Source organism: Sphingomonas bacterium (assembly GCF_903643035.1).
GTDB lineage: Bacteria > Pseudomonadota > Alphaproteobacteria > Sphingomonadales > Sphingomonadaceae > Sphingomonas.
Genome location: NZ_CAHJWW010000048.1, coordinates 1 through 14,039 on the forward strand (window position 1 = coordinate 1; position 14,039 = coordinate 14,039).

The following is a 14,039-nucleotide window of genomic DNA, read 5'->3' on the forward strand; positions in this document are numbered from 1 at the left end:
TCGGCTTCGACGAGGAGATGCAGGGCCGGCCGCTCGACAGCTTCTCGGGCGGGTGGAAGATGCGCGTGGCGCTCGCCTCGCTGCTGTTCTCCGCGCCCGACGTGCTGCTGCTGGACGAGCCGTCCAACCACCTCGACCTCGAGGCGGTGATGTGGCTGGAGGATTTCCTGAAATCCTATTCAGCGACGATCCTGCTCGTCAGCCACGAGCGCGATTTCCTCAACAACGTCGTCGATCACATCCTTCACCTCGATCGCGGCAAGCTCACGCTCTATCCCGGCGGCTACGACGCGTTCGAGCGCCAGCGCGCCGAGCAACAGGCGCAGCAGTCGGCCGCCCGCGCCAAGCAGCTGGCGGAGGCGGACAAGCTGAAGGACTACATCGCCCGCAATTCCGCCCGCGCCTCGACCGCGAAACAGGCGCAGTCGCGCGCCAAGGCCCTTGCGAGGATGCAGCCGATCGCCGCGGTGCTCGACGATCCGTCGCTGTCGTTCCAGTTCCCCAACCCGGACGAGCTGCGCCCGCCGCTCGTGACGCTCGACATGGCGAGCGTCGGCTACGCGCAGACGCCGATCCTGAAACGGCTGAACTTCCGGCTCGATCCGGACGACCGCGTCGCGCTGCTGGGGCGCAACGGCAACGGCAAGACGACGCTCGCGCGCCTCCTCGCCGCGCAGCTGATGCCGATGGAAGGCGACATGGCCGCGTCGGGCAAGATGCGCGTCGGATACTTCACCCAGTACCAGGTCGAGGAGCTGGACCGGAACGACACGCCGCTCGAACACATGACCCGGCTGATGAAGGGCGCCAGCCAGTCGGCGGTGCGCGGCCAGCTCGGCCGGTTCGGCTTTTCGGGCGACAAGGCGACGACGCTGGTCGGCAAGCTGTCGGGCGGCGAGCGAGCGCGGCTCGCGCTCGGCCTCATCACCCGCGACGCGCCGCACATGCTGATCCTCGACGAGCCGACCAACCACCTCGACGTCGATGCGCGCGAGGCGCTGATCCAGGCGCTGAACGCCTATACCGGCGCGGTGGTGATCGTCAGCCACGACCGGCACATGCTGGAGATGACGGCGGACCGGCTGGTGCTGGTGGACGCGGGCACCGCGACGGATTTCGACGGCAGCCTCGACGACTACATCGCGCTGATCCTCAAGGGTGAACCGGGCGGCGGCGGCAAGACCAGGAAGAAGGACAAGAAGCGCGAGGCGGAGGCGCGTGAGCAACGCCACGCGCTCGGCAAGCGCGCCAAGGAGGCGGAGGGCGCGCTGGCGACGCTCCAGGAACGGTTGAGCGCGGTCGACCGGACGATGTTCGATCCCGCGTCGGCGCCGGGCGACTTGGCGAAACTGACGATGAGCGAACTCATGAAGCGCCGCGCCGACCTCCAGGGCCAGATCGCGACCGCCGAGGCGACGTGGCTGGCGGCGAACGAGGAACTGGAGCTGCTGGCGGCGTGAGCGACCGCCGAGCTCTCCCTTTCTAGTCCTTTCCCGCCCCCAACCGTTCATGCCGGGCGTGTCCAGGGCACCGTCCTTCCTCGCCGCCCGAAGAGGAGGCGGCCCGTCGACAGGCTGCGGGGGCGAGCGGCAAAGGGGGCGACGGGAGGAAAGTCTTGACCTCTTCTGCGAAATGGGGCGGTGAACCTCCATGACCGCAGCCGCTTCCGTCAGCGCCATCGCGTGCATCGACTGCGGCACGCGCCAGACTCTTCCGCCGCGCGAGCGTGGCAGCGTCGTCGAGTGCGTCGCCTGCCGCAACATCCTCGAACGCACGCACGGGCGCAGCGTGACGGGGGCGCTCGCCTGCTCGGCGGCGGCGCTGATCCTGCTGGTCCCCGGCAATCTCGCCACCTTCCTGGTCACGCAGGCGCTGGGCGTGTCGCGACAGAGCGTCGCGGCCTCGTCGGCGCGGGCGATGCTCACCGACGGCTGGCCGTTCCTGGCGGTCGCGGTGCTGCTGTTCGCGGTGGTCTTCCCCATCGTGCGGTTCGCGCTGCTGACGCTGGTGCTCATGCTCGTCGAGCGCGGTGTGCATCGCGCATGGCTGGGCCGCGCGTTCCGCTGGGCGAACGAGCTGGAGACGTGGGCGATGCCCGACGTGTTCCTGATCGGCCTCGCGGTCGCCTATGCGCGCCTGCACGCATCGATCGACGTGCATCTGGGCGCGGGCGCGATCTGCTACATCCTCGCCGGCCTGCTGTCGCTGTTCGTGCGCGCGACGCTGGACAAGACGCACGTATGGAGCCGCATCGCGCCCGACACCGACGTGCCGCCTGCCCACGCGAGCGTCGTGTGCCATGCGTGCGAGCAGCTGCACCCCGCCGCGCAGGCCGGCGACCCCTGCACCCGCTGCGCCAAGACGCTACATCGGCGCCTGAAGTTCTCCCTGCCCCGCACGTTGGCGCTGACGATCGCGGCCGTGCTGCTTTATATTCCGGCGAACCTCTATCCGCTGGCGACGCTGCCGATCCACTACCATCCGGTGAAATACACCGTGCTGCAGGGGGTGATCGATCTCGTCCAGGCGGGGCTGCTAGGGCTGGCGCTGCTGGTGTTCACGGCGAGCTTCCTGATCCCCGCGCTCAAGCTCGCGGGGCTCGGCTGGTGCATGTCGTCGGTGCTGCGCCGCTCGCCCCGCCGGCTGGTCGCCAAGACGCGCACCTATCGGGTGGTCGAGGAGATCGGCCGCTGGTCGATGGTCGATCCGTTCGTGATCGGATGCTTCACGCCGGTGATGCACTACAATGCGCTGATCTATGGCCGGGCGGAGCCCGCGGCGGTGCCCTTCACCGCGGTGGTGATCCTGACGATCATCAGCGCCAAGACGTTCGACCCGCGTCTCATGTGGGACGCGGCGGGGAGACACCAGTGAGCGACGAGCGATCCACCCCCTCCCCCTCGGGCGGCGATGCGGACCACGGGCGGCACTGGCCGACGGCCCGGCGGATGCGCCGGCGCTGGCCCGGCCTCGTCTGGGCGGTCCCGCTCGCCGCGCTGCTGGTGGTCGGCTATCTCGGCGTCCGCTGGCTGACGACGCGCGGCACGGAGGTGACGGTGACGTTCCTGGACGCCGAGGGCGTGACGCCGGGCGATACCAAGGTGCTGGAAAACGGGGTCGAGGTCGGCCACGTCACGAGGATAGCGCCGACCGGGGACGGCCATGTCACGCTGACGCTCAGCATGACCCGCCAGGCCGAACCGGCGCTCAACACCGCGTCGCGTTTCTGGCTGATCGGTGAGCAGCCGTCGATCACCGACCTGCAATCGGTGCGCGCCGCGATCGCGGGGCTGATCGTCGGCCTGGCTCCCGGCAAGGGCGGCACGCCGACTCATCATTTCACCGGCCTGGACCGCGCGCCGCTGGTGATGCCGGGCGCGAAGGGTCGGTATTTCTATCTCGACACCAACATGCTCGGATCGGTCCAGCCCGGCGCGGCGGTGCTGTACCAGGGGCAGAACATCGGCAGCGTCACCAACACCGGGTTCCGCGCGCTGGACCAGTTCCGCGTCCAGGTGTTCGTCAACGCCCCGTTCGACCGGCTGGTGCGGTCGGGCGCGCTGTTCTGGCGCGGCAGCCCGTTCAAGGTGTCGCTGAGCGGCAGCGGGCTCCAGACGCAGATCGCCTCCCCCTCCAGCGTCTTCTCGGGATCGGTGCAGTTCGACCTGCCCGAAGGCGCGCGCGGCGGCGCGCCGCTGCCCCAGGGCAGTGCCTTCCCGCTGTACGACGGCGACGCCGACGCGCATCAGGGTCCGTCCGGACCCGAGCAGGACTATGACCTGGTATTGCAGGGTGCGGCCGGCGACCTCACCAACGGCGCGCCGGTGTCGCTGCTGGGCTACAAGGTGGGAGAGGTGCGCTCGGCGCGGCTGGTCTTCGCGCCCGGGTCGCGCCGGCCCTATACCGCGGCAACGATCGCGCTGTTCCCGCTGAAGCTGGACGTGAGGCAGGACGACGCGGCCGCGCCGGCCGTGTGGCGCGCGTCGACCGACGCCGCCGTCCGCGCCTTGCTGGCGCAGGGCTATCGCGCGACGCTGACCCAGACGATCCCGCTGGTCGGCGGCCATGCGATCGCGCTTGCAAGGGGTGCCGGGTCGCGGCCGGCGACGTTGCTCGCGGGCGCGGACCATCCGGTCATCCCCGTCGCCATCGCGTCGGGGGATGTCGGCGACCTCATCGATCAGGCGCAAGGCGTGCTCGCCAAGGTCAACCGCATGCCGCTCGAACAGATCGGCGCCAACGTGCGCGGGCTGACGGCCAACCTTTCGCGGATCACGGGATCGCCGCAGGTTAGCGACAGCCTGACGCACCTCGATGCGACGCTGAAGCAGCTCGACGGCATCACCCGTCAGGTGCAGCCTCAGATCGGTCCGCTGATGACGAGGCTGAACGAGACCGCGAGCGAGCTGCAGCAGACCGCGGCGGCGGCGAAGGGCACGCTGGGCGGCGGCGGCGCCAACCAGGACGAGAGCCTGCCCGAGGCGGTGCGCCAGTTGACGGAGGCGGCGCGCTCGATCCGTTCGCTGACGGATTACCTGGATCGCCACCCGGAGTCGCTGCTGCGCGGCAAGGCCAAGGAGAAATGACGGTGCGCTACGCTCTCTCCGCCACGATCGCAGGCGCGCTCATGCTGGCGGGCTGCGGCCACAGCCCGGCGACGACGTTCCTGACGATCGATCCCGCGCCGCCCCCCGCGCCGCCGGCCAGCTATCGTGGCGCGCCGCTGCGCGTGCCGTTCGTCCATGTGCCCGTGACGCTAGACCGGCCCGAGTACGTGTCGCAGCCGAGCGCGGGGACGCTGAAGGTTGCGGATTTCGCGCGCTGGTCCGCGCCGCTCGGCCGGCTCGCGCGCGACACGCTGATCCGCGACCTGACGCAGCGGCTCGCCGCCGGGGCGGTGCTGGCCCCCGACGCGGCGCCCACGAAGCCCGAGACGGTGGTGCAGGCGACGGTGCTGGACTTCACTCCCGCCAGGTCCGGGCCCGGGTCTGGATCGGGCGCGACCGCGACCATGACGGTGTCCTTTCGCGTCGGCCCCTCGCCGGTCCCGCACGTCGTCCAGCTCCAGGCGCCGCTGGCGGGAGACACGCCAGTCGACGCGGCGCGGGCGTGGAGCGCGCTGATCGGCCAGCTGGCGGACCGCGTCGTGGCGGAGTTGCCGGCACCGCGCTGACCGTCATGCCGGCGCGGTCGCCTCCTTTGCCGGCGCCATCCACTGGCGCCATACCAGCAACAGCGCGGCCATGACGACCGGGCCGACGAACAGCCCGACCAGCCCCATCTGGTCGAGCCCGCCGAACGCGCCGATCATCGCCAGCAGGAACGGCAGTTCCACCGCGCTGCCGATGACGCTCGGCTGCACGACGTTGTCGCCCACCGTCATCACGACGACGCCGAACCCGAACAGCAGCGCGCCCCCCAGCACATGGCCGGTCCCCAGCAGGATCAGCGCGGCGAGCCCGAACGCCGCCCAGGCGCCGAACGGCACCAGCGCCAGCACGATCGTGAACACCGCGAACAACAGCGGCTGGGGCACGCCCGCCACGTAATAACCGACGCCGATCAACGCGCCCTCGACCACCGACACCAGCACGGTGCCGTTGACGGTGGCGCGGACCGCGCCGATCATCCGTTCCTGGAACTCGCCGCCGAACGCACCGAACATGCGGACCGAGACGAGGTGCGCCGACTTGGCGATCTGGTCGCCGCGCGCCAGCAGCGACACCAGCGCCAGCAGGGTGATGAGGAACATCGCCGACTCCTTCGCCACCTCGCCCCCGATCGACCGCGTCCAGCCCAGGATCGATCCGGCGGACAGACCGCCGAGCAGCGCGTCGGCGCCCTGCGGCGTGCCCAGATGCTGCTGCCACAAGCCCGCCGCCTTCGCGCCGACCAGCGGCAGGGCGCCCAACCACGTCGGCTGCGCAAGTCCCGACTTCTGGACGTGCTGGACCCAGTCGATCGCGCCCTGGCTCTCCTGCGCCAGCGTCACCGCGGCGAGCGACAGTGGCAGGATGACCAGCAGCGCGGTCGCCAGCGTGAAGCCGAGCGCGAGCAGCCCCGGCCGGCCCGGAACGCGCGCCGCGGCGCGGCGGTACAGCGGCCACTCCGCGATCGCCAGCACCGCGCCCCAGGCGATCGGCGTCAGGAACGCGAGCGTCAGCCAGCCGGCCGCCGCCATGATCGCCACCGTCAGCCACAGCTGTCGCGATCGCACCGCCTTTGCCTCGTCGCGCGCGGTGATCGGCGCCGGGCCGCTGGTCGTGTCGGTCATCGCATGTCCTTTGCCGCCGGGTACGGACGAGCCACTATAACGGATCACCCGATCACCCGATCCGCGTCGCTTGACCTTCAGCCCTCCAACCCTCAACCCCCGACCGTCATCCCTGGGGCTTGATCTCCGGTCGGACCTGACCATGCGCGAGAACCGCGAACAGTCCGGTGCCGCCGACGATGTTGCCCGCCAGCACCGGCAGGATGAAGCCCGGCACCGCCTGCGCCAGGCTCGCCCGGCCCGACAGCAGCATCAGCCACGCCTCGCCCGATCCCGCCACCACATGGTTGAACCCGCCGATCGCGACCGTGTAGGTGATGATGACGATGACCCAGAACTCGCTGCCCCGCGCGTTCGGCAGGATCCAGGCGATCGATCCGACAAGGAACCCGGCGGGCATGCCCAGCAGGAACGTGCCCCATGCGCCATGGCTCATGGCCGTGGCGGACAGGTCCAGCGCGGCGGCCAGCTGCTCGGGGGACAGGATCGCCTGACGAGCCATCAGCGAGGCGACGAGGAAGGTGCCGGCCATGTTGGCGGCCAGCACCACCCCCCAAAGCCGCGCGAGCCGGCCGACGTTGCGCCATGTCGGGTGGGTGGCGAGCGGCAGCACCGCCGTCACCGTGTTCTCCGTGAAGAGCTGGAGGTTGCCCATGATGACGATGACGAAGCCGACGGTGTAGCCAAGCCCGACCACCAGCGTGCGCCACGGCGCGTCGGGCAGGTGGACCTCCAGCGAGGCCTCCGCGATCAGCGAGGCGCTGATCGCGACCCCGGCGGCGAAGGCGGAGAACAGGAGCGATGCGATCGGCCGATCCAGTTCCTCGTCGCCCTGCAGCCGGATCACCTCATGCACCACCTTGGCGGAACCCGCCTTGCGCGCGGCGACCGCATCGGCCTCCGGTTCCGACAGCGAGGCGGAAGGGGCGGCCTCGTCGCGGCCGGCGTCCGCCTGATCGTCGCTCATCGCGTTCCGCCTCGTCGTTTCACATGCCGCCGACAACGAGCCGGGCGGGCCGGGTGTCCTTTGCCGCACGGCCGCCGCCGCCGCCCCCGCCTCTCCCCGCCTTCCAGACCGGCGAGACCAGCCGGGGCGGGGGCCGGCGGCGATCCGCCACGGAAAAGCGGCGGTCCGCCGACACCCGTCGGACCAGGCTGGATATGTTACATTGTTTCCGCTAGGCGCTGCGGGATTCGGGTAGGAGTTATCATGCGCAAGGTTCTGGTCATGGCGACGAGCGTGTTCGCGCTTCACGCATCGGGTGCGCTCGCGCAGGTGAACACGACCGCCGATCCGGCCGCCGCGCAGCAGCAAGGGGCGTCCGGCCAGGGCCGCGTCGACGCGGCGCCCGACCGGGTCGCCCCCGACGCGTCGTCCGACATCGTCGTGACGGCGCGGCGGCTGGACGCGGCGCGCGCATCGATCCAGCCCTCGCTGGGCGCGACCAGCTACACCATCACCAACGACACGATCCAGGCGCTGCCCGGCGGCGACAACCAGCAGTTCAACCAGATCATCCTTCAGCTTCCCGGCGTCGTGCAGGACGGCTTTGGCCAGTTCCACGTCCGGGACGACCACAACAACCTTCAGTACCGGATCAACGGCACCATCCTGCCCGAGGGCATCGCGGTGTTCGGCCAGACGCTGTCGCCGCGGCTGATCGAGCGGTTCAGCCTGCTGACGGGCGCGCTCCCCGCGCAATACGGCCTGCGCAGCGCGGGCATCATCGACATCACCACCAAGAGCGGCCTGTTCAACAACGGCGGCTCCGCCTCGATCTATGGCGGCAGCCACGACATGATCGAGCCGAGCGTGGAATACGGCGGTCATTCGGGCAGCACCAACTTCTTCGTCTCGGGCGACTATCGCCGCAACAACCTGGGCATCGAGAACGTCGACAGCGGCCGCACGGCGGTCCACGACCGCACCGACCAGTTCCAGGGCTTCGGCTATCTCGACCACATCATCGACGCCGACAACCGCGTCTCGTTCGTCGGCGGCTATTCCAACCAGTATTTCCAGATCCCCAACTCGCGCGGGCTGAACGCGCAGACGGACGGGGTGCAGGCGGCGAACGGACTGACGCCGTTCTTCGCCAGCGAGGCCCTGAACGAGCGTCAGCTGGAGAAGACCGCGTTCGGCCAGCTCGCCTTCCTCCACGACGCAGGCCCGCTGACCTATCAGGCATCGCTCTTCGCGCGCTATTCGACGCTGCGGTACCGGCCGGACACGCTCGGCGAGCTTCTGTTCAACGGGCAGGCGCAGCAGGCCTACAAGAAGGACTTCACCTTCGGTGGCCAGGTCGACGCCGCCTATCGGCTGAACGATGCCAACACGGTGCGCGGCGGCGTCATCATCACGCGCGACCGCGGCACCAGCCAGACCGACACCTCCGTGTTCTTGCTCGACGACGACGGAAACCAGCTGGGCCAGCCGATCCGCATCGCCGACAACGGCGGCCAGACCGAAGTCACCGAGAGCGTGTACCTCCAGGACGAGCTGAAGCTCCTTCCCGTGCTGACGCTGAACGTCGGCGGGCGTTTCGACCATTACAGCGGCTATCGCAGCGAGCAGCAGTTCAGCCCGCGCGCGAACATCGTCTATCAGCAGAACGGCACGACGGTCCACCTGGGCTATGCCCGCTACTTCTCGCCGCCGCCGTTCGAGCTCGTCGCGACCACGAGCGTCGTCAACTTCCAGGGCACCAGCGCCGCGGCGCCGAGCCTCGTCAACACGACGCCGTTCGCCGAGCGGCAGCATTACATCGATCTTGGCGCGCAACAGAAGCTGGGCGACCTGACCTTCGGCGTCGACGGCTATCTGCGCTATTCGAAGAACCTGATCGACGAGGGACAGTTCGGGGCGCCGATCGTGCTGACGCCGTTCAACTATTTCCGCGGGAAGATCCATGGCGTGGAGGCGAACACCAGCTACGCGGCGCATGGCCTGCTCGCCTATGCGAACTTCGCCTATTCGAAGGCGACGGGCAAGAACGTCACGTCCAGCCAGTTCAACTTCGATCCGGCCGATCTGGCGTACATCCAGAACCACTACATCTATCTCGACCACGACCAGACCTATACGGCGTCGGGCGGCATCTCCTATTCCATCCAGCACGGCGTCGCGCGCGGGCTCAGGATCGGTGCGGATGCGCTCTACGGGTCGGGCCTGCGCGCCGATGGCGACGTGCCCAACGGCAACGCGCTGCCCGACTATGCGGTGGTGAACCTGTCGGCGAGCTATCACCTCGCGCGTCCGCGCGTCGGCATCCGGTTCGACGTCATCAACGTCGGCGACCATGTCTACGAGATCCGCGACGGGTCCGGCGTCGGCGTCGGCGCACCGCAATATGGCGCGCGCCGGGGCTTCTTCGTGGGCCTGTCCAAGGACCTGTAGCGATCGGCGCGGGACCCGGAGCGGAGACGGCGGACACCGTCTCTGTTCCGGGTCCCGCCTCCCGATCCCGACCTCGTACCGGCCCCTTCCCCGCCGCCCATCGCCCTATTGGGCGGAGGCGGCGTTGTCGCTCCGGTCCCGGTCGGGCAACCTGTGGTCGGGGTCGAGTTCGGCGCGGACGACCCGGCCGGCGGGTACGCCGATGGCGACCGACGACTGCCGGATCCACGTCTCGGCCGGCAGCCGCATGTCGACGTGGTGGCCGTCGGCATAGCCGACCCTGAGCGTCGCCGGCATCACCAGCCGGTCGCGCGACTCGACGCGGACGGCGGTTGCGCCGTCCGCCCCGGACTCAATCCCCGCTACCGCCAGGTCCATCTGCCAGTTGTTCTGGTACCAGCCGCGCCACCACCACGACAGGTCCTCGCCCGCCTCGCTCTCCATCGCGCGGAAGAAGTCGGCCGGCTTGGGGTGCCTGTACGCCCAGGCGGCGATGAAGCGGCGGAAGGCGGGGTCGAACCGTTCGGGGCCGAGGATCTCCTCCCGGAGCAGGCGCAGCCCCAGCGCCGATTTGAAATAGGTCACGGGGTGGCGGTATTTCTCCGTCACCGTGTCCGCGCGCGACAGGATCGGCGGCGCGTCCGGATCGGCGAGCAGGGCGAGTATCTCGTCCACCGGATCGCCGCCGCCGGGCGCATATTCGCTGTCGCGCTTTGGCGCATACTCGCCATGGTTGAAGTCCTCCGACTCATACGTGTCGATGAAGGTGTTGAAGCCTTCGTCCATCCACGCGTGGCGGCGCTCGTCGAAGCCCACGACCATCGGGAACCAGTCGTGCCCGATCTCGTGCGCGGTGATCCAGAACAGCGTCTTGCCGGCGTCCTCCGGCGCGTCGAACACGATGCCGGGGTATTCCATGCCGCTCGACGGACCGGCGACGTTGATCGCGGCCGGCCAGGGATAGGGGTACCAGCGGCGCGACATGTTCTCGACCGTGTCCTTCACATATTCCGTGGAGCGGCCCCATTTGCCGGCGCCGACGCTCTCGGGCGGGTAATAGGACATCGCCATCGACGTCCCGCCGCCGGGCAGGCGGATGAGCGCGGCGTCCCAGATGAAGTCGCTCGACGCGCTCCACGCGACGTCGCGGGTGTTGGTCATGCGGAAATGCCAGGTGCGCGTGCCGCTCGCCGGCGTGGCGGCGAGGTCGGAGGGACCCCGCACCGTCACGGTCGCATCGCTGGCCGCCGCCTGCGCCAGCCGCCGGCGCTCGGTCGCGGTCAGCACCTCGGCCGGGTTCTGCAACGCGCCCGAACCGGCCATCGTCATGCCGGCGGGCAGCGTCACCCAATAATCGAAATCGCCGTATTCGAGGTAGAACTCCTGCCCGAGATAAGGGGCGGTGTCCCAGCCGCGGATGTCGTCGTACACCGCCAGCCGTGGGTACCATTGCGCGACGTCATAGACCTCCGCGCCGCTCTTCGTGCTGCCCCACGACGTGCGTCCGCCCCAGGGCGCCGCGGGAACCGTGTAGTGATAGCGGATGGTGACGACCGCCCTGGCGCCATGCGCGAGCGGCGTCGGCAGCTTCAACTGCGCGCGCGTGTCGCTGACCAGCGGCGCCACGGACACCGCCGCCCCGCCGCCGACCGCTATGCCGGCCGAATCGAGGACCATGCCGTCGGTCGAGCCGCCCACGCCCCTGCTGCCGCCGCCCGTCAGCCGACCCCGCGAGTCGGGCTTGTAGATGTTCTGGTCGAGTTGAAGCCACAACACGTCCAGCGCCGTCGGACCGTTGTTGGTGTAGCCGATCGTCACCGTCGCGGCGATCGCGTGCGCCGCGGGGTCGAGCGTCGCATGGATCGCATAGTCGGCGCGGTTCTGCCAATAGCCCGGTCCGGGAAGGCCGTCCGCCCCGCGATATGCGTTGACCGCCTGGCCCATGTCGAACGGCGCGAACGTCTCGCGCGGCGCATAGCCGGACGGCGCCGCCCCGATCAGCGCCAGCAGAGGAAGGTAGCTGAACGTCGCGGGTCTCGGCATCGGCGGTCCTGTCGAAAGCGGGTCGGGAGCGCAGAGTCCATGATCGCCCGCGACTTGTCACTAGCCGTTCGCGCGAGGCTGCGCCGACGGGTCGTCCGGATCGGGACGCGTCCCCGACGAGCGCCGTTGCCGCTTTGGTTCCCGATCGCTACCTAATGGGAATGTCACAGGCGCACGCCCACCACGAACACTCCGGCAAGGCGCTGGCGCTGGCCGCGCAGGCGACGCTGGAGCGGGCCGGCGAGCAATGGACCGCGATGCGCTCCTCCGTCTTCGACGCGCTGGCCGGGTTCGATCGTCCCGCCTCCGCCTATGACGTGACCGACGCGATCTCCAAGCGCGAGAACCGCCGCGTCGCCGCGAACAGCGTCTACCGGATCCTGGACCTGTTCGTGGGCGCCAATCTGGTCCGGCGGGTCGAGAGCCAGAACGCCTATGTCGTGAACGCGCATCCCGATTGCCTGCACGACTGCATCTTCCTCGTCTGCGACCGGTGCGGCCGCACGACCCACCTCGACGACGACCTGATAACCCGCCGGGTACGCGCGGTCGCGCAAAAGGCGGGCTATGTCCCGGAACGTCCCGTGATCGAGGTCAGGGGATTGTGCCAGGAGTGCGCGTCGGAGACGTAGCGGCCCTGGACGGCGCCCGGACACCTGCGGGCCGTCGCGGCCGGCCTCCCTGCCGTCAATAGGCGAGCGCGCAGCCGTCCGCCCGCATCTCGCTCGCCGCGGCCCAGACGCGATCGCCGCCGTCCATCCGCCGCTCGATCGCCTCGTAACGGCCAAAGCCGCCATCGGGCGTGCCGATCGTCCAGCCGATCGCCGCGAGCGCCGCCCTGGTCGCGTCGGGAACGCCGCTTTCGAGACGCAGCAGCCCCGCCGCGGGCAGGCCGGCGGCATCCTCGCCCATCGACTGCGACGAGCCTTCGTGGTGCCAGCGCGGACTGTCCCCCGCCGACTGCACCTCCAGCCCATAGTCGACGCGGTTGGAGACGATCTGCACCTGCCCCTGCGGCTGCATGTCGCCGCCCATGACGCCAAAGCTCATCCACGGCTCGCCGCCCCGCGTGGCGAAACCCGGGATGATGGTCTGAAAGGGACGCTTGCCGGGCGCATAGATGTTGGGGTGGCCGTCGCGCAGGCTGAAGAGCTGTCCGCGATCCTGGAACATGAAACCCAGGGTCCGGCCATCCGGCCCGTCCGCGACCAGCCCCGAACCCATGCCGCGGAAGTTCGACTGGATCATCGACACCATCATGCCGTCCTTGTCGGCGGCGGTGAAATAGGTGGTGTCGCCATGGCTCGGCGCCTGGCCCGGATGCACCGGCGTCCCGATGCGGTCCGGGCGGATCAGCGCGGCGCGCTGCGCGGCATAGTCCTTCGAGATCAGCCACTCGACCGGCACCTGCGCGAAGCGGGGATCGGCGTAGAAACGGGCGCGGTCCTCATAGGCCAGGCGCTTGGCCTCCACGCTCCAGTGGATGGCGGCCGGCGACTGGAAGCCGGCGGCTCCCATGTCGAACCGCTCCATCATGTTCAGCATCTGGAGCGTCGCGATGCCTTGCGTGTTCGCGCCAAGCGCGTGGACGGTCGTGCCGCGATAGTCGGTCGCATGGGGGGTCACCCACTCGGACCGGTGGGCGGCGAGGTCGGCGCGCGTCATCCAGCCGCCGATCCGCCTGAAATACCGCTCGATCGTCGCGGCGATCTCGCCGGTGTAGAAGGCGTCGCGCCCGCCGGCGGCGATCGCGCGATAGGTGCGGGCAAGGTCGGGGTTGCGGAACGGCTGGCCGGGTAGCGGCCCCTTGCCGTCCGCAAGGCCATAGGTGCGGATCGCGTTCGCCGTCTCCTCCACGCTGGCGCCGGGCCGCAGGAACGCCGCCAGATTGCCGCGGATGTAGCGGGCGATGATGTCGGGGACCGGCGCACCGTCCTCTGCCAGCGCGATCGCGGGGGCGAACACGTCCCGCCACGGCAGCTTGCCGTAGCGGCGATGGAGCGTCCACCACGCGTCCAGCGCGCCCGGCACCGATACGCTGACCGCGCCCAGCGGCGGCAGGGCGCCGTTCCTCGCACGGCCCCGGACGGTCTCCAGCGTCAGCCCGCGGGGCGACGCACCCGAACCTGCGAGGCCGACGACCTGTCGCGCGCCGGGATCCCACACCATCGCATAGGCGTCGCCGCCGATCCCGCTGGACGTGGGTTCCAGGAACCCGAGGCACGCGTTGATCGCGACCGCGGCATCCACCGCCGATCCGCCCGCCCGCAGGATCGCGATGCCCGCCTGGGTCGCCAGCGGGTGCGCGGTGCCGGCCGCGCCATG

At 69.9% G+C, this 14,039-nt stretch carries 10 protein-coding genes; 6 read left to right on the forward strand and 4 right to left on the reverse strand.

The genetic code is table 11. The annotated features are described in order from the left end of the window. From HUV01_RS04900 to HUV01_RS04915, 4 genes are all read left to right on the forward strand, one after another. A partial coding sequence (locus HUV01_RS04900) for an ABC-F family ATP-binding cassette domain-containing protein (RefSeq protein ID WP_174297191.1) occupies nt 1-1,460 on the forward strand: 1,460 nt, incomplete at its 5' end. 190 nt (nt 1,461-1,650) lie between these two features. After that, nucleotides 1,651-2,874 (forward strand): paraquat-inducible protein A, encoded by a 1,224-nt coding sequence (locus HUV01_RS04905; protein ID WP_174297192.1) that lies wholly within the window; start codon nt 1,651-1,653, stop codon nt 2,872-2,874. Further along, complete coding sequence (locus HUV01_RS04910) at nt 2,871-4,586, forward strand: intermembrane transport protein PqiB (RefSeq protein ID WP_174297193.1); 1,716 nt, start codon at nt 2,871-2,873, stop codon at nt 4,584-4,586. Before HUV01_RS04905 ends, HUV01_RS04910 begins: the two co-directional genes overlap by 4 nt. Before the next feature lie 2 nt (nt 4,587-4,588). Further along, nucleotides 4,589-5,173 (forward strand): PqiC family protein, encoded by a 585-nt coding sequence (locus HUV01_RS04915; RefSeq protein WP_174297194.1) that lies wholly within the window; start codon nt 4,589-4,591, stop codon nt 5,171-5,173. 3 nt (nt 5,174-5,176) lie between these two features. On the opposite strand, the gene HUV01_RS04920 is transcribed toward HUV01_RS04915, so the two are convergent. Beyond that, nucleotides 5,177-6,274: an AI-2E family transporter gene (locus HUV01_RS04920; protein WP_174297195.1), complete on the reverse strand. Its 1,098-nt coding sequence runs from the start codon at nt 6,272-6,274 to the stop codon at nt 5,177-5,179. Nucleotides 6,275-6,380: 106 nt separating this feature from the next. Further along, nucleotides 6,381-7,241, reverse strand: a complete 861-nt coding sequence (locus tag HUV01_RS04925) for a formate/nitrite transporter family protein (RefSeq protein WP_174297196.1) — start codon at nt 7,239-7,241, stop codon at nt 6,381-6,383. A 243-nt stretch (nt 7,242-7,484) separates the two neighbouring features. On the opposite strand from HUV01_RS04925, the gene HUV01_RS04930 reads away from it, so the two are divergent. Continuing rightward, complete coding sequence (locus HUV01_RS04930; RefSeq protein WP_174297197.1) at nt 7,485-9,671, forward strand: TonB-dependent receptor; 2,187 nt, start codon at nt 7,485-7,487, stop codon at nt 9,669-9,671. A gap of 105 nt (nt 9,672-9,776) precedes the next feature. Here HUV01_RS04930 and HUV01_RS04935 read toward each other — a convergent pair whose 3' ends face one another. Then, nucleotides 9,777-11,714: a M1 family metallopeptidase gene (locus HUV01_RS04935; RefSeq protein ID WP_174297198.1), complete on the reverse strand. Its 1,938-nt coding sequence runs from the start codon at nt 11,712-11,714 to the stop codon at nt 9,777-9,779. Between the two features lie 161 nt (nt 11,715-11,875). Here HUV01_RS04935 and HUV01_RS04940 point away from each other — a divergent pair, with 161 nt between their 5' ends. Continuing rightward, on the forward strand, nt 11,876-12,346 hold the full coding sequence (locus HUV01_RS04940; protein WP_174297199.1) for a Fur family transcriptional regulator: 471 nt from the start codon (nt 11,876-11,878) through the stop codon (nt 12,344-12,346). Between the two features lie 55 nt (nt 12,347-12,401). Here HUV01_RS04940 and HUV01_RS04945 read toward each other — a convergent pair. Further along, the coding region (locus HUV01_RS04945; protein ID WP_174297200.1) for a gamma-glutamyltransferase family protein at nt 12,402-14,039 on the reverse strand (1,638 nt) is incomplete at its 5' end.